The organism is Streptomyces sp. NPDC002490, assembly GCF_040296045.1.
GTDB lineage: Bacteria > Actinomycetota > Actinomycetes > Streptomycetales > Streptomycetaceae > Streptomyces.
In genome coordinates this window covers 25,086-40,257 of record NZ_JBEOWM010000002.1, presented here as the reverse complement: position 1 = coordinate 40,257, position 15,172 = coordinate 25,086, and the positions used below count along the sequence as shown (strand labels likewise).

Below are 15,172 nucleotides of genomic sequence, written 5' to 3'. Positions count from 1 at the left end.
CCCGCGGGTGAAAGCGCGGGGCGCACGGTCGCCGGGACCGACGGTACGTCACACTCCGCGCCCCGGCGCACGGTAGCCTCGGGCCCGTGGCGCCCGTCATCGCCGCACCGGCGGAGACGGGGCGGGACCACCCGCCCAGGGGCACCACTCCGGTGTGGTATCCGGTAAATTACCGGACGTCACATATGTCAGTTTTCGAGCTTCTCAGGCGTTGCCCACGTCCAACGAACAACCGCTCGGCACGGGTGCGAATCCGTCGAACCCAAGGCACCCCCTCGCCCCACCCTGGAGGTCCCGGTGACGACACGTGGAGTCCTGTACGTGCACTCCGCACCGCGTGCGCTCTGCCCGCACGTCGAGTGGGCAGTGGCGGGCGTCCTCGGGACGCGCGTCAACCTCGACTGGATCAGGCAGCCGGCCGCCCCGGGCGCCTGGCGCACCGAGTTCTCCTGGAAGGGCGGGGCGGGCACCGCGTCCCAGCTCGCCTCTGCCCTGCGCGGCTGGGACCTCCTGCGCTTCGAGGTCACCGCCGAACCCAGCGCCACCGCCGAGGGCGAGCGCTACAGCTCCACCCCCCACCTCGGGATCTTCCACGCGGTGACCGGCGTCCACGGCGACATCCTCGTTCCCGAGGACCGACTGCGCGCCGCGCTCGCCCGCTCCCAGCGCGGCGAGAGCTCCCTGGAGACCGAGATCGCCCGGCTCCTCGGCAAGCCCTGGGACGACGAGCTCGAACCCTTCCGCCACGCCGGCGAGGGTGCCCCCGTCCGCTGGCTCCACCAGGTCGTCTGAACCGTCCCGGACGCGAGTGGGGCCCCGCCGGTACCGGCGGGGCCCCACTCGTCGTGCCGGGGAACTACTGCGCGGCCGACCGGAACGCCAGCACCACGTTGTGGCCGCCGAAGCCGAAGGAGTCGTTCAGCGCCGCGATCGTGCCGGAGGGCAGCGCCCGGGCCTCGCCGCGGACCACGTCCGCGTCCACCTCGGGGTCGAGCTCGTCCAGGTTGATCGTCGGCGGGGCGATGCGGTGGTGCAGCGCCAGCACCAGCGCCACGGTCTCCACGCCGCCCGCGCCACCGAGCAGGTGGCCCGTCATCGACTTCGTCGCCGAGATCGCCATGTGGTCGACGTCCTCGCCGAAGACCTGGCGCAGGGCCTTCACCTCCGCCACGTCGCCCTGCGGCGTCGAGGTGGCGTGCGCGTTCACGTGGGCGATCTCCGACGGCTTCAGGTCCGTCGAGTCCAACAGGTGCTTCAGGGCCCGCGCGATGCCGTTGCCGGACGGCTCCGGCTGCGTGATGTGGTGGGCGTCCGCGGAGATGCCCTGACCGAGGGCCTCCGCGTAGATCCGGGCGCCCCGGGCCCGCGCGTGCTCCGCGGACTCCAGGACGATCACGCCCGCGCCCTCGCCCATCACGAAGCCGTTGCGGCCCGTGTCGTAGGGGCGCGAGGCGCCGGTCGGGTCGTCGTTGTTCTTCGACATCGCCATCATGTTGCCGAACGCCACGATCGGCAGCGGGTGGATCGCCGCCTCCGTGCCGCCGGCCACCACGACGTCGGCGCGCCCGGTACGGATCATTTCGATGGCGTACCCGATGGCCTCCGCGCCCGAGGCGCACGCCGACACCGGGGTGTGCACCCCGGCCCGCGCGCCCAACTCGATGCCCACGTTCGCGGCGGGCGAGTTCGGCATCAGCATCGGCACCGTGTGCGGCGACACCCGGCGCACGCCCTTCTCCTTCAGCACGTCGTACTGGTCGAGGAGGGTCGTCACACCGCCGATCCCGGACGCGATCACCGCACCGAGCCGGTCGGGGTCCACCGCCGGGTCCTCACCGGCCCGCGCCGTGTACCCGGCGTCCCGCCACGCCTCCTGGGCGGCGATCAGCGCGAACTGTGCCGACCGGTCCAGCTTGCGGGCCTGCGGGCGGGGCAGTACCTCGCCCGGCTCCACGGCGACCCGGGCGGCGATCCGGACCGGCAGGTCCGTCGCCCACTCCTCGGTCAGCAGCCTGACCCCGGAACGGCCGTTGACCAGGCCGTCCCAGGTGGATGCCACGTCGCCACCCAGCGGTGTGGTTGCGCCGATACCGGTGACGACCACGGTGCGATTGGTCGAGTTCACAGGAATTCCTTCTCCACGGTTACGAGGGATTCAGCGGCGCCACCGCCGGGCGGCGGCAGGCATGACAGGGCTTGATCAGCCCTGGTGCTTCAGGATGTACGCGGTCGCGTCACCGACCGTCTTGAGGTTCTTGACGTCCTCGTCGGGGATCTTCACGTCGAAGCGCTCCTCGGCGGCGACGACGACCTCGACCATGGACAGCGAGTCGACGTCCAGGTCATCGGTGAAGGACTTGTCCAGCTGGACGTCCTCGGCGGGGATGCCGGCGATCTCGTTCACGATGTCGGCGAGACCCGCGACGATCTCTTCCTGAGTGGCGGCCATGTGGCGCTCCTTCTTCATCACTAACCAAAAGGGGACGGCGATCCGGACGGACCCGAAGGCCCGGCACGGACACCTAGGGGAGGGTAACGACCGTGGCGGCGTACACGAGACCCGCCCCGAATCCGATGACGAGCGCGGTGTCACCGCTCTTCGCCTCGCCGGACGCCAGGAGCCGCTCCATCGCGAGCGGGATCGAGGCGGCCGAGGTGTTGCCGGTGGTCTCCACATCGCGGGCGACCGTCACGTGTTCCGGCAGTTTGAGTGTCTTCACCATCGAATCGATGATCCGCATGTTCGCCTGGTGCGGAATGAAGACGTCCAAATCGTCCGCGGTGATCCCGGCCGCGTCCAGCGCCTGCTGGGCGACCTTCGCCATCTCGAACACGGCCCAGCGGAACACCGCCTGGCCTTCCTGGGCGATCGCGGGGAACTTCTCGACCGTGCCGTCACGGTAGTCCGTCCACGGCACCGTCTGCTTGATGGTCTCCGACTTGTCGCCCTCGGAACCCCACACGGTGGGCCCGATCGCGGGTTCCGTCGACGGCCCCACGACCACCGCGCCGGCGCCGTCGCCGAACAGGAAGGCGGTCGCCCGGTCCGTCAGGTCGGTCAGGTCGCTCAACCGCTCCACGCCGATCACCAGGACGTACTCGGCGCTCCCGTCCACGACCATGCCGCGGGCCAGCGTCAGTCCGTACCCGAACCCGGCGCAGCCCGCCGAGATGTCGAACGCGGCGGCCTTGTCGGTGCCGATGCGGTCCGCGATCTCGGTCGCCACCGCCGGGGTCTGCTTGAAGTGCGACACCGTCGACACCACGACCGCGCCGATCTGCTCCGGGGTGATCCCGGCGGCGGCGATGGCCTTGCCGCCGGCCTCCAGGGACATCGCCGCGACGGTCTCCTGGTCGTCGGCCCAGTGGCGGGACGCGATCCCGGACCGGGAGCGGATCCACTCGTCCGACGAGTCGATCGTCTCCAGGATCACCTCGTTGGGCACCACCCGCGTCGGGCGGTAGCCCCCGACCCCGAGAATGCGCGCGTACGCGGCTCCCCGACCGGTCTTGATCTTCGCCATGCTCTTCGAACTCTCCTTCCCGGGTCCGGACTCAGGCCGTCTGCCCGGCGTGCTCGGCGATCAGCTCACGAGCGGCGTCGAGTTCGGCGGGGGTCTTCAGCGCCAAGGTCCGCACCCCGGGCAGGGCCCGCTTGGCGATGCCCGTCAGCGTGCCGCCCGGGCACAGCTCCACCAGGGCGGTCGCCCCGCGCGCGGCGAAGGTCTCCATGCACAGGTCCCAGCGCACCGGGTTCGCCACCTGGCCCACCAGCCGGTCCAGCACCTCCGCGCCCGAGACGACCGCCTGGCCGTCCTTGTTCGACACGTAGGCGATCGCGGGGTCGGCCGGCGACAGCTTCCGCGCGGCCTCCCGGAGGGCGTCCACCGCCGGGGCCATGTGCCGGGTGTGGAACGCGCCCGCCACCTTCAGGGGCACCACGCGGCGCACGCCCTCGGGCTTCTCCTCCGCCAGCGCGGTCAGCTGCTCCGCGGTGCCGGCCGCGACGATCTGACCCGCGCCGTTCACGTTCGCCGGGGTCAGCCCCAGTCGCTCCAGGTGCGGCAGCACGGTCTCCGCCTCGCCGCCGAGCAGCGCCGCCATCCCGGTCCGGGTCGCCGCGGCGGCCTCGGCCATCGCGAGCCCGCGGGTCCGCACCAGGCGCAGGGCGGCCACCGGGGACAGCACCCCCGCGAGCGCGGCGGCGGTGATCTCACCCACGCTGTGACCCGCGACGACGTCCGCCGTCAGGCCCGCGAGGGCGACGCCGTCCGGGGCGTCGGGGGAGTCGGCGGCCAGGGCCTCGGGGCCCGCCAGGGCCAGCGCGGCCAGCAGGCCGGCGGCCACCAGCAGCGGCTGCGCCACCGCGGTGTCACGGATGGCGTCCTCGTCGGCCTCGGTGCCGTAGTGCAGCAGGTCGAGGTCGATGGCCTGCGACCAGGCCGCCACGCGATCGGCGGCGCCGGGCAGGTCGAGCCAGGGAGCGAGGAAGCCGGGCGTCTGTGCGCCTTGGCCGGGAGCTACGAGTACGAGCACACTCACACTCTCTCTTGTGGGTGGCCTGGGCCGCCCGTGGGGACAAGGACGAAGAACCGAAGGGGGAATTGTAGGCACTCAACAAGACCGCCTAAGACGGGACATCTCCGTCCGCGAGCCGGCCGAGGATCAGCGCGATACGCAGAGTGAACGCCGAACGCACGTCGGAGGGTGACCAGCCGGTGACGTCAGTCACACGTCGGAGCCGGTAGCGCACGGTGTTCGGGTGGACGAAGAGCATCCGCGCCGCACCCTCCAGGCTGCTGGCCTGCTCCAGATACACGCTCAGCGTTTCCAGCAGGGCCGACCCGGCCTCCTCCAGCGGTCTGTAGATCTCCTCCACCAGCTGCTCACGCGCCGAAGGGTCGGACGCGATGGCCCGCTCCGGCAGGAGGTCGTCGGCCAGCACCGGGCGCGGGGCGTCCTGCCACGCACCGCACGCCCGCAGCCCCGCCGCCGCGGCCTGCGCCGACCGGGTCGCCGCCAACAGGTCCGGGACGATCGGCCCCGCCACCACCGGCCCCGCGGCGAACGGTCCGATCAGCGCCTTCGCCACCTGCAAGGGGTTGTCGCTGCCGCCCGCGATCACCACCAGCCGGTCCCCGAGCACCCCCGTCAGCACCTGGAGCTTGGCGTGCCGGGCCGCCCGCCGGATCGCCTCCACGGTCAGCTCGTTGTCCCCCTCCGGTGCCGTCCCCAGCACCACGCAGACGTGCTCGGGCGCGTTCCAGCCCAGCGCCGCCGCCCGGCTGACCGCCCCCTCGTCCGCCTCGCCGGACAGGACCGCGTTCACCACCAGGGACTCCAGCCGGGCGTCCCACGCGCCCCGCGCCTCCGCCGCCTGTGCGTACACCTGCGCCGTGGCGAAGGCGATCTCCCGCGCGTACACCAGCAGCGCCTCGCGCAGCACCGACTCGTCGCCGGGCGCCGCGACCTCGTCGATCGCGGACTCCATGACCTCGATCGTGGTCCGCACCATCTCCACGGTCTGCCGCAGGGTGATCGCCCGGGTCAGCTCGCGCGGCGCCGTGCCGAACACGTCCGTCGAGATCGCCTGCGGAGCGTCCGGGCGGCGGAACCACTCGGTGAACGCGGCGATGCCGGCCTGGGCGACCAGACCGATCCAGGAACGGTTCTCCGGCGGCATGGCCCGGTACCAGGGCAGCGTCTCGTCCATCCGGGCGATGGCCTGCGCGGCGAGGCTCCCGGAGGACTTCTCCAGCCGGCGCAGGGTGCCGGCGTGCGAATGCGGCGCATGCACCGGCGGGCGCCCCCGATCGGCCGGCTCACCGGCGGCGCCGTGGTCCGCGGAGGAACGGCGCGCCGGGTGCTCGGCGGCGTCGGGCCAGTCGGAGTCCGCCGTGGGCCCGCCGCGCCCGTCGGACGGTGGCACGCCGGGGCCACCCGGGTTCGCCCCCCGGGACGAGCCGGGGACGGGAGTGCGCGCTGCGCCGTGATCTGCGGGATCGGTCTTGCCGACTTCGGGTTCGGACACGGGACAAGACTGCCTCATCCGCGCGCCCGGACGAATCGGCGGGGCGGTCCCGACGGGTTCCGGTGCGGAACCGGCGCACCGGGCGGACCGCCCCCGGGGACGGCGACTACGGTGGACGCGTGATCGACGTGCGCCGCGCCGCAGAGCGCTACCCCGGAGGCGACCCGACGGCGGGCATCGAGTCCCGGCACGCCTTCTCCTTCGGGCCCCACTACGACCCGGACAACCTGCGCTTCGGCGCCGTCATCGCCTGCAACGAGGAGCGCCTCGCCCCCGGCGCCGGCTTCGACGAGCACCCGCACAGCCACACCGAGATCGTCACCTGGGTCGTCGAGGGCGAACTCACCCACCGCGACTCCACGGGCCGCACCACCCGCGTCCGGGCGGGGGACGTCCAACGCCTGAGCTCCGCGGGCGGCGTGCGGCACGTGGAGCGCAACGACGGCCCGGACCCGCTGGTCTTCGTCCAGATGTGGCTGGCCCCGCTGACGCCCGGCGGCGAACCGCGCTACGAGGTGGTCCGCGCCCTCCCGGACACCGAGGCGTACCCGGTCCCCGAAGCCGGCGCGCTGCTGCACGTCCAGCGGCTCGCCACCGGTGAGCGCCGTCCGCTGCCCACCGGCGCGCACGCCTACGCGCACGTGGTGCGCGGCAGGCTGGCCCTGCACCCGGCCGTCGACGGGGACCCGGCGCCGCTGGGCCCGGGCGACGCGGTCCGACTCACCGACGTCGAGGGGGCCGCCCTGGTGGCCCTCGCCCCGGCCGAGGTCCTGATCTGGGAGATGGCCGCCCGGAGCTGACCCCCGAGCCCCGGACCGGCTCAGAGCTCGGCGAGCACCGCGTCCGTGAGCTGCGGCCACGCCTGGACCGCCCAGGGCCCGAACGCCCGGTCGGCGAGCGCGACGCAGGCCGCTCCGGTGCCCCGGCCGTCGGCCCACCGGGCCTCCGGGTCCACCCACAGGAACGTGCCCGCCTGTCCGAAGTGCCCGACGGTGCGCGGTGAGGACGTGCTCCCGGTCCAGTGCGGGGACTTGGCGTCCCGGATCTCGAACCCGAGGCCCCAGTCGTTCGGGCTCTGGTGGCCGTACCCCGGCAGCACGCCCTTGGTCCCCGGGTACTGCACGGTGATCGCCTCCGCCACCGTCCGCGGGTCGAGCAGCCGCGGCGCCTGCACCTCGGCGGCGAACCGCACCAGGTCCTCGACGGTCGACACCCCGTCCTTCGCGGCCGAGCCGCCGCCGACCAGGGCGGTGCCCACCATCCCCAACGGCTCCAGCACCGCCTGCCGCAGGTACTCCTCGAAGGGCATCTCGGTGGCCTCGGCCACGTGGTCGGCCAGCACCTCGAACCCGGCGTTCGAGTACAGCCGGCGCGTCCCGGGCTCCGCCATCACCTTGTGCTCGTCGAAGGCGAGCCCGCTGGTGTGCGCCAGCAGGTGCCGCACCGTCGCGCCCGCCGGACCCGCCGGCCCGTCCAACTCCAGCGCGCCCTCCTCGTAGGCCACGAGCGCCGCGTACGCCGTCAGCGGCTTGGTCACCGAGGCCAGGGCGAACCGTCGCCCGGTGTCCCCGAAGGCCCCGGCCAGCTCCCCGTTCGACCGCACCACGGCACCCGCGGCGGCCGGCACCGGCCACCCTTCCATCAACCCAAGGCTCTGCATCCTCGGAGCGTAGTTGCCGGGCGGCGGCGGTCGGCGGCCCGGGTGCCCGGAGCGGCGCGGGCCCGTGCGGAGCGCCGGCCCGGAACGCTTGCTTGGAGTGCACTCCAGGCCCCTAGGTTGGGAGCCATGACGGTGACGGACACGGTGCCCCCGGCAGCCCCGACGACCTCGGACGACCCCACGGTCCCCGCCGCCCTCGACGCGTGCGCCGCCCCGCCCGGCGCGCACCCGCGACCGGACGGACAGGACCGGTACACCATCGGCGAAGTGGTCGCCCACACCGGGCTGAGCGCCCACACCCTGCGCTGGTACGAGCGCATCGGGCTGATGCCGCACATCGACCGTTCGCACACCGGTCAGCGCCGGTACCGCAACCGGGACCTGGACTGGCTGGACCTGGTCGGCAAGCTCCGCCTCACGGGCATGCCGGTCGCCGACATGGTCCGCTTCTCGGAGCTGGTCCGCAGCGGCGACCACACCTTCCCGGAGCGGCAGCGGCTCCTGGAGGCCACCCGCCGGGAGGTCCTCTCCCGCATCGCCGAACTGCGGGGCACCCTCGCCGTCCTCGACCACAAGATCGACTTCTATGCCAACGCCTCCGGAGGGAACCCCCGTTGACCCGTCCCACTCACGTCCGCCTCGGTGCCGACGGCCCCCTGGTCGGTGCGCAGGGCCTCGGCTGCATGGGCATGAGCTTCGCCTACGGTCCGACCGACGAGGCCGAGGCCCGCGCCACCCTGGAACGCGCCCGGGAACTCGGCGTCACCCTGTACGACACGGCCGACCTGTACGGCGCGGGGGCCAACGAGCGCTTCCTCGCCCCCTTCCTCAAGGCCCACCGCGACGAGGTCGTCATCGCCACCAAGTGCGCCCTGTCCGTCGACCCCGACGATCCCACCCGGCGCTCGATCAGCAACGACCCCGCCTACATCCGCGCCTGTGCGGACGCCAGCCTCCGCCGACTGGGCACCGACCGCATCGACCTGTACTACCTGCACCGGCGGGACCCCGCGGTGCCGATCGAGGAGTCGGTGGGCGCCATGGCCGATCTCGTCCGGGCGGGCAAGGTCGGCCACCTCGGGCTGAGCGAGGTCACCGGCTCCGAGCTGCGGGCGGCCCACGCCGTCCATCCGATCGCCGCCCTCCAGTCCGAGTGGTCCCTCTTCAGCCGGGACGTCGAACGGGGCGTCGTGCCGGCGGCGGCCGACCTGGGGATCGCCGTGGTGCCCTACTCCCCCCTCGGCCGCGGCTTCCTCACCGGCGCCTTCACCAGCGCCGAGAAGGACCTCGGTCCGCAGGACTTCCGTCGGGAGCAGCCCCGCTTCACCGGGGCCAACGCCACCGCCAACGCCGCCCTCCTGGAGCCGGTGCGCGCCGTCGCCGAGGCCCGCGGGGCCACCCCCGGCCAGGTCGCCCTCGCCTGGGTCCACCAGCGGGGCGAGGTCCACGGCCTGCCGGTCGTCCCGCTGCCCGGCACCCGAGCCCGTCACCGGGTCGAGGAGAACGTGGCCGCGGCGGGCCTGACCCTGACCGCGGAGGAACTGTCGCTCCTCGATCCCCTCGCCGCCCGGGTCTCCGGCGACCGGTACGCCGACATGAGCTTCACCTCGGCCGGGCGGGAATAGGGTTGCTGCCGGGCGGCCGTCCCGGTCGGCGGGGCCGCGGGCTCAGAGCTCGGCGAGCAACTCGGCCTTCTTGGAGAGGAACTCGTCGTCGGTGACGAGCCCGGCCCGGTGCAACTCGCCGAGGTGACGGATCCGGTCGGCGATGTCGGCCGGATCCCGTCGACCGCCCGGGGGTTGCGGGGCCCCGGTCGCACCGGCCGGGCCGGTCGAGCGGACCGCCGCCAACACCGAGGCGGCGAACGGCAACGACTCGTGCACCGGCCCGTAGCCCAGGCCGAACACCAGGGCGCCGGGGTCCTGGTCGGCCTGGGCCGGTGGCTGCGGGACGTCGCGGCGCAGCAACCGGAGGTGGCCTTCGAAGAGTTCGGGGGAGCGCCACTCCACGCCGCTGAGGTCGGCGACCGGGAACCGCTGGTCGCCCGCCTTCCACTTGGTGGAGGAGGCCCCCGTCCAGGACCAGCGGTAGAACACGGTGCTCCCGTCGAAGGTCGCCTTGCCGTCGTACGCCTTGAAGCTGAGGGGGGCTTCGGGGGGTTCCACGAGGTGGTGGTCGAGGGGCTCCTCGGCGGTGCCGTGCGCGAGGAGGGGCCGCAACTCGTCGGCGTAGTACTCGGCGAGGGCGGCCCGTTCCGCAGGCAGCACCAGGCGGTAGGGGTCGGACCCCTCCCTCAACTGCCCGGCGGCCGCGTCCATCAGCGGGTCGGCGCCGGGCCGGGGCACCGCGTGCAACACGACCGTGCCGCGCTTGCCCGGTGACAACGCGACGGCGGAGATCGCTTCGTGGGGGACCCGGCGCTCACCGAGTGCCTGGAAGAGCTTGGGCGTGCGTATCCCCCGTTCGAAGCGGATGTGCACGGAGTCGGACGCGAACTCCCAAGCGGCGTGAAATCCGGCCAGTACATCACCCATGCGGCTCATCGTATGCGGCGGGGCCGACATCGTCCCGCCCGCTACCGGGGGAGTTCTCCCCCCTGCTACGCGTGTTGGTCCGCCCCGGCGGAGTCCAGGCCACTCCTGCACCCGTCGTCCCCGTCGGCGCACTCCAGCCCGAGGTAGGCGCCGACGCCGATCTCCGCGAGGTTGCTCAGGCTGCCGGTGCCCGGCTCGAAGTAGCCGGTGTGGCCGTTCGCGCCGTTCGCCGACAGCAACCGCGCCCCGAAGGCGGGGGAGACCGGGTCGGCGCCGTGTCCGATGCCGCCGACTTCGAGGTGCGGCACCCCTTCGATCCAGTCGTCCCCGTCGCGCATCGCCCAGATGCGGGCACGCGTGCGCAGTTGGGAGGCGTGGCCGGCGCGCATGCCCGGGCTGCCCGCGACGGCGATGTCCGTCACCCGGGAGGGCAGCGAGGGCGCGGCGATGCCGCAGAGCACGGAGCCGTAGCTGTGGCAGTAGAGGGCGACGCGGGCCCGGTCCGGGAGCCCGCGGAGCATGGCGTTGAGCCGCACGGCGCCGTGCCGGGCGCGTATCCCGGTCGCGGCCTCGACGCCGAGGCCATCGGGTGCGGTGTAGTCGGCCCAGGCGATCACCGCCGTGCGCGTCGCGGGGCTCGCCGAGCGCTCCGCGCGGTACAGGGCGCGGGCCATGCCCAGGGGCGTGGAGTGCGCGCGGCGGGCGCTCTCGAAGGAGCCCAGGGTGGTGTCCACCCCGGGCACGACGACGGAGACGCGCCGTGCGCGTGCCAGGTCGCCGAGGACTTCCGCGATCCGTCCGCTTCCGGTCGGGTCGAAGGCGAGGATGTGCCGGTCGGGCCGGGTGAGGGCGCGGTAGCGCTGCATGCGCAGCTCCGCCTGGCGTTGCCCTTCGGGGGACAGCCGGTCGTCGTGCACCCGTCGGGATTCCGCCCGTCGGGCCGCGTCGAGCGAGGTCCGGTTGGCCCGGTAGCGCAGGGCGAGCGGGGCGCCGTTCATGTTGCCGATCACCAGCGGATGGCGCCGGGCGAGCCGGGTAAGCTGCCCGGGTTCGAGGGAGGCGAAGAACCGGGTCAGCCGGTCCGGGGCGGTCAGCGGGTCGGGCAGCGGGCGACCTTCCAGACGGTCCTCGCCCCAGGCCGCGAGGGCGACCTTGAGGGGCGCGCCGCCGTCGCGCCGGTGGTGGACCGCGGTCCAGCCGGTGGTCGCCAACATGATGAAGACCACGCCGAGGGCGATCAGCGCGCGCCAGACGCCGAGCGTGGGGGAGGGGTCGAAGGAAGTCACTGCGGGACACCCTAGGAGACCCCCGCACCCGGCTGTGCATTGCGTGACGGGAATCACGTTTCCGGACGGAGAAAGGGTGAACGGAGGCAGCGGTGCTCATTCCGTCGGGGTGGGCGGGAGCGGCCGCGCACCCCCGTGACCGGGGACTTCGGGCGGACGGGCGTCCTGCGACGGCAGGTGCGGACGACAAGTGCGGACGGGTGGTCCGGCGGGGGCCGCGGGTGGCCCCTCACGCCCGGGCCGCCCGATGGGTGCCGGTCCGTCGGGGGATTTCCCCCATCAGTGTGGCCGCCCCCCGGAGCGCTTCCTTCCGCTCGCGGCGAGCGGCGACAGTTGCACCAAGTGATCAGTCCGACACGGGGGTTGCCACCATGCGTTCCGTCCTGCGCACCACCATCGTCCTCGCGACCGCCGGCGCGGCCCTCCTCCTCGGTCCGGCGCCGGCGGGAATCGCCACGGTGCCGGGCGCCGGGCAGGCCCCGCGGGCGGAGCCCGTGCTGGGCCGCTGCGGCCCCGGGGAGCTGTGCCTGTGGTCGAAACCCGACTTCAAGGGCACCCGACTCGGTTACGAACTCTCCGAAGTCGACATCGAGAGCTGTACCCCGCTGCCCTCGGGCCGCTCCGCACAGGCCCTCGCCAACCGGTTGGGCCGTCCGGTCACCACCTACCAGTCCGCCACCTGCGCCGAGACCGGGGAGTTCGACACCTACCCCGGCGACGGCACCTGGACCCCGCGCTCGCCCCATCGCATCAGGGCGTTCAAGGTGTGGGAGAACTGAACCTCGCCGGCCCCCTGGGGACCGTGCCGCCCGCGGCCCGAGGGCGCGGCGGGGGCGGACCGCACTTCCCGCCCGCCCCCGCCGCTCCCGTCCGTCCGGTACGCCTCCGCGTGCCGGTCGGGTCAGGCGTCGCCCCCGGCCGTGCCCGGGTCCGCGGCGGCCACGTCCCACAGCCGGTAGCGGTCGATCGCCTGCCGCGGTGCCGAGCGGTCGACCTTGCCCTCCTTCGCCAGCTCCGTGAGGACGGCCACCACGATCGAAGGGGCGTCGATGTGGAAGTAGCGCCGTGCCGCGCCCCGGGTGTCGGCGAAGCCGAAGCCGTCCGCCCCCAGCGACTGGTACGTACCGGGAACCCAACGGGCGATCTGATCGGGGACCGACCGCATCCAGTCGGAGACCGCCACGAACGGTCCTTCAGCGCCCGAGAACTTCTGCGTCACATAGGGCACCCGGGGCTCCTCCTCGGGGTGGAGCAGATTGTGCCGCTCCGCCTCGACCGCCTCGCGCCGCAGCTCGTTCCAGGAGGTCGCGGACCACACGTCCGCCCTCACGTCCCATTCCTCGGCGAGGACGCGCTGGGCTTCCAGGGCCCAGGGCACGGCCACGCCGGAGGCCAGGACCTGGGCGGGCACGGTGCCGCGGTCACCGGCCTTCAGCCGGTACACGCCCTTGAGGATGCCCTCGACGTCGACGCCCTCGGGTTCGGCCGGGTGCTGGATCGGCTCGTTGTAGACGGTGAGGTAGTAGAAGACGTCCTCGCCTGGGGCGCCGTCCGCGGTCCGTCCGTACATCCGTCGCAGGCCCTCCTGCACGATGTGCGCGATCTCGTAGGCGTAGGCGGGGTCATAGGCCACACAGGCCGGATTGGTGGAGGCGAGCAACTGGGAGTGGCCGTCCGCGTGCTGGAGCCCCTCCCCGGTCAGGGTGGTCCGACCGGCAGTGGCCCCCAGAACGAATCCGCGGGCCAACTGATCAGCCATCTGCCAGAACTGGTCGCCGGTGCGCTGGAAACCGAACATCGAGTAGAAGACGTAGACCGGGATGAGCGGCTCGCCGTGCGTGGCGTACGCCGATCCCGCTGCGATCAGCGAGGCCGTGCAGCCCGCTTCGGAGATGCCGTCGTGCAACATCTGCCCGGTCGGCGACTCCTTGTAGGCGAGCAGCAGGTCCCGGTCGACCGACTCGTACTGTTGGCCGAGCGGGTTGTAGATCTTCGCGCTCGGGAAGAACGAGTCCATACCGAACGTGCGGTACTCGTCCGGGGCGATCAGGACGAACCGCCGCCCGATCTCCTTGTCCCGCATCAGGTCCTTGAGCAGGCGCACGAAGGCCATGGTGGTCGCGATCGACTGCTGACCGGAGCCCTTCTTGACGCTCGCGTAGGCGCCGTCGCCCGGGAGGGCCAGCGGTGCGGCCCGCACCACCCGCGTCGGCACGTAACCGCCCAGGGCGCGGCGGCGGTCGTGCATGTACTGGATCTCCTCCGAGTCGCGGCCCGGGTGGTAGTAAGGCGGCAGTCCCTCGTCCAGTTGGCGGTCGGTGATCGGCAGGCGCAGCCGGTCCCGGAATCCCTTCAGGTCGTCCACGGTCAGCTTCTTCATCTGGTGGGTGGCGTTGCGACCCTCGAAGTTGGGGCCCAGCGTCCACCCCTTGACCGTCTGCGCGAGGATCACCGTGGGCTGCCCCTGGTGCGCCTTCGCCGCGGAGAACGCGGCGAAGATCTTCCGGTGGTCGTGCCCGCCGCGCCCCAGGTGCAGGACCTGATCGTCCGTCATGTCGGCCACCATGGCGCGCAGTCGGTGGTCGTCACCGAAGAAGTGCTCCCGGATGTAGGCGCCGGTCTCGGTCGCGTAGGTCTGGAACTGTCCGTCCGGAGTGGTGTTCAACCGGTTCACCAGGACGCCGTCCCGGTCCTGGGCGAGCAGCGGGTCCCAGGACCGGTCCCACACGAGCTTGACGACGTTCCAGCCGGCCCCGCGGAACTGGGACTCCAGCTCCTGGATGATCTTGCCGTTGCCGCGGACCGGCCCGTCCAGCCGTTGCAGGTTGCAGTTGACGACGAAGGTCAGGTTGTCCAGGCCCTCGCGGGCGGCGATGGACAGCTGCCCCAGGGACTCCGGCTCGTCCATCTCGCCGTCGCCGAGGAAGGCCCACACGTGCGAGGAGGAGGTGTCCGCGATGCCCCGGGCGGCCAGGTACCGGTTCATCCTGGCCTGGAAGATGGCGCCCAGGGGGCCGAGCCCCATGGAGACCGTCGGGAACTCCCAGAAGTCCGGCATCAGCCGTGGGTGCGGATAGCTGGACAGCCCGTCCGGGGCCTTGGACTTCTCCTGGCGGAAGGCGTCGAGCTGGCGCTCGGAGAGCCGGTCGAGGAGGTAGGCCCGGGCGTAGATGCCCGGGGAGGCGTGCCCCTGGAAGAAGATCTGGTCCCCGCCGTGGCCCTCGTCCTTGCCGCGGAAGAAGTGGTTGAAGCCCACGTCGTAGAGCGACGCCGAGGAGGCGAAGGTCGCGATGTGCCCGCCGACCCCGATGCCGGGACGCTGGGCGCGCGACACCATGACGGCGGCGTTCCAGCGGGTGGCGTTGAGGATCTTGCGTTCGATTTCCTCGTTGCCGGGGAAGAACGGCTCGTCCCGGGTGGCGATGGTGTTCACGTAGTCGGTGCTGCGCATCTCGGGCACGGCCACGCGCTTCTCGCGGGCGCGTTCGATCAGTCGGAGCATCAGGTAGCGGGCCCGCTCGCGACCCCGCGCGTCGATGGCGGCGTCGAGCGAGTCGAGCCACTCCTGGGTCTCTTCGGGGTCGAAATCGGGGACCTGGCTCGGAAGGCCGCCAATGATGATCGGGTTGCGATCGAATCCGGAAGCCACGCTGTTCCTTCA

Annotated in this window: 14 protein-coding genes; 5 read left to right on the top strand and 9 right to left on the bottom strand. The window is 72.8% G+C overall.

The features are described 5' to 3' along the window. Positions 1–297: 297 nt before the first annotated feature. Positions 298–792, top strand: coding sequence for a DUF3145 domain-containing protein (locus tag ABT092_RS01445; protein WP_351238507.1), 495 nt, complete (start codon positions 298–300; stop codon positions 790–792). Between the two features lie 64 nt (positions 793–856). On the opposite strand, the gene fabF is transcribed toward ABT092_RS01445, so the two are convergent. From fabF to fasR, 5 genes are all read right to left on the bottom strand, one after another. Then, a complete protein-coding gene (gene fabF, locus ABT092_RS01440; protein ID WP_351238505.1) occupies positions 857–2,125 on the bottom strand; it encodes a beta-ketoacyl-ACP synthase II in 1,269 nt (422 codons plus the stop codon). 75 nt (positions 2,126–2,200) lie between these two features. Beyond that, the gene (locus ABT092_RS01435; protein ID WP_351238503.1) at positions 2,201–2,449 is read right to left on the bottom strand and encodes an acyl carrier protein; all 249 of its coding nucleotides are present in this window, start codon (positions 2,447–2,449) and stop codon (positions 2,201–2,203) included. A 73-nt stretch (positions 2,450–2,522) separates the two neighbouring features. Further along, positions 2,523–3,524, bottom strand: coding sequence for a ketoacyl-ACP synthase III (locus tag ABT092_RS01430; protein WP_351238501.1), 1,002 nt, complete (start codon positions 3,522–3,524; stop codon positions 2,523–2,525). Positions 3,525–3,555: 31 nt separating this feature from the next. Beyond that, positions 3,556–4,536 (bottom strand): ACP S-malonyltransferase, encoded by a 981-nt coding sequence (locus ABT092_RS01425; protein WP_351238499.1) that lies wholly within the window; start codon positions 4,534–4,536, stop codon positions 3,556–3,558. Between the two features lie 91 nt (positions 4,537–4,627). Continuing rightward, on the bottom strand, positions 4,628–5,797 hold the full coding sequence (gene fasR / locus ABT092_RS01420; protein ID WP_351238801.1) for a fatty acid biosynthesis transcriptional regulator FasR: 1,170 nt from the start codon (positions 5,795–5,797) through the stop codon (positions 4,628–4,630). Between the two features lie 356 nt (positions 5,798–6,153). On the opposite strand from fasR, the gene ABT092_RS01415 reads away from it, so the two are divergent. Beyond that, on the top strand, positions 6,154–6,831 hold the full coding sequence (locus ABT092_RS01415) for a pirin family protein (RefSeq protein WP_351238799.1): 678 nt from the start codon (positions 6,154–6,156) through the stop codon (positions 6,829–6,831). Between the two features lie 20 nt (positions 6,832–6,851). Here ABT092_RS01415 and ABT092_RS01410 read toward each other — a convergent pair whose 3' ends face one another. Then, positions 6,852–7,691 (bottom strand): serine hydrolase domain-containing protein, encoded by an 840-nt coding sequence (locus ABT092_RS01410; RefSeq protein ID WP_351238497.1) that lies wholly within the window; start codon positions 7,689–7,691, stop codon positions 6,852–6,854. A 126-nt stretch (positions 7,692–7,817) separates the two neighbouring features. On the opposite strand from ABT092_RS01410, the gene ABT092_RS01405 reads away from it, so the two are divergent. Both ABT092_RS01405 and ABT092_RS01400 read left to right on the top strand, forming a co-directional pair. Further along, complete coding sequence (locus tag ABT092_RS01405) at positions 7,818–8,309, top strand: MerR family transcriptional regulator (protein WP_351238495.1); 492 nt, start codon at positions 7,818–7,820, stop codon at positions 8,307–8,309. A 65-nt stretch (positions 8,310–8,374) separates the two neighbouring features. Continuing rightward, positions 8,375–9,316: an aldo/keto reductase gene (locus tag ABT092_RS01400; RefSeq protein WP_351238797.1), complete on the top strand. Its 942-nt coding sequence runs from the start codon at positions 8,375–8,377 to the stop codon at positions 9,314–9,316. A 42-nt stretch (positions 9,317–9,358) separates the two neighbouring features. On the opposite strand, the gene ABT092_RS01395 is transcribed toward ABT092_RS01400, so the two are convergent. Next, positions 9,359–10,225 (bottom strand): DUF4429 domain-containing protein, encoded by an 867-nt coding sequence (locus ABT092_RS01395; protein ID WP_351238493.1) that lies wholly within the window; start codon positions 10,223–10,225, stop codon positions 9,359–9,361. A 65-nt stretch (positions 10,226–10,290) separates the two neighbouring features. Then, complete coding sequence (locus ABT092_RS01390) at positions 10,291–11,511, bottom strand: alpha/beta hydrolase (protein ID WP_351238491.1); 1,221 nt, start codon at positions 11,509–11,511, stop codon at positions 10,291–10,293. Between the two features lie 383 nt (positions 11,512–11,894). On the opposite strand from ABT092_RS01390, the gene ABT092_RS01385 reads away from it, so the two are divergent. Beyond that, positions 11,895–12,290, top strand: coding sequence for a peptidase inhibitor family I36 protein (locus ABT092_RS01385; RefSeq protein ID WP_502968373.1), 396 nt, complete (start codon positions 11,895–11,897; stop codon positions 12,288–12,290). Positions 12,291–12,412: 122 nt separating this feature from the next. Here ABT092_RS01385 and aceE read toward each other — a convergent pair whose 3' ends face one another. Beyond that, on the bottom strand, positions 12,413–15,160 hold the full coding sequence (aceE, locus tag ABT092_RS01380) for a pyruvate dehydrogenase (acetyl-transferring), homodimeric type (protein WP_351238487.1): 2,748 nt from the start codon (positions 15,158–15,160) through the stop codon (positions 12,413–12,415). Positions 15,161–15,172: the final 12 nt, after the last annotated feature.

Coding starts and splice junctions, on each gene's coding strand:
- ABT092_RS01405 (WP_351238495.1), top strand. CDS start 7,818: ATGACGGTGACGGACACGGTGCCCCCGGCAGCCCCGACGACCTCGGAC.
- ABT092_RS01400 (WP_351238797.1), top strand. CDS start 8,375: ATGGGCATGAGCTTCGCCTACGGTCCGACCGACGAGGCCGAGGCCCGC.
- ABT092_RS01430 (WP_351238501.1), bottom strand. CDS start 3,524: ATGGCGAAGATCAAGACCGGTCGGGGAGCCGCGTACGCGCGCATTCTC.
- ABT092_RS01410 (WP_351238497.1), bottom strand. CDS start 7,691: ATGCAGAGCCTTGGGTTGATGGAAGGGTGGCCGGTGCCGGCCGCCGCG.
- ABT092_RS01395 (WP_351238493.1), bottom strand. CDS start 10,225: ATGGGTGATGTACTGGCCGGATTTCACGCCGCTTGGGAGTTCGCGTCC.
- ABT092_RS01435 (WP_351238503.1), bottom strand. CDS start 2,449: ATGGCCGCCACTCAGGAAGAGATCGTCGCGGGTCTCGCCGACATCGTG.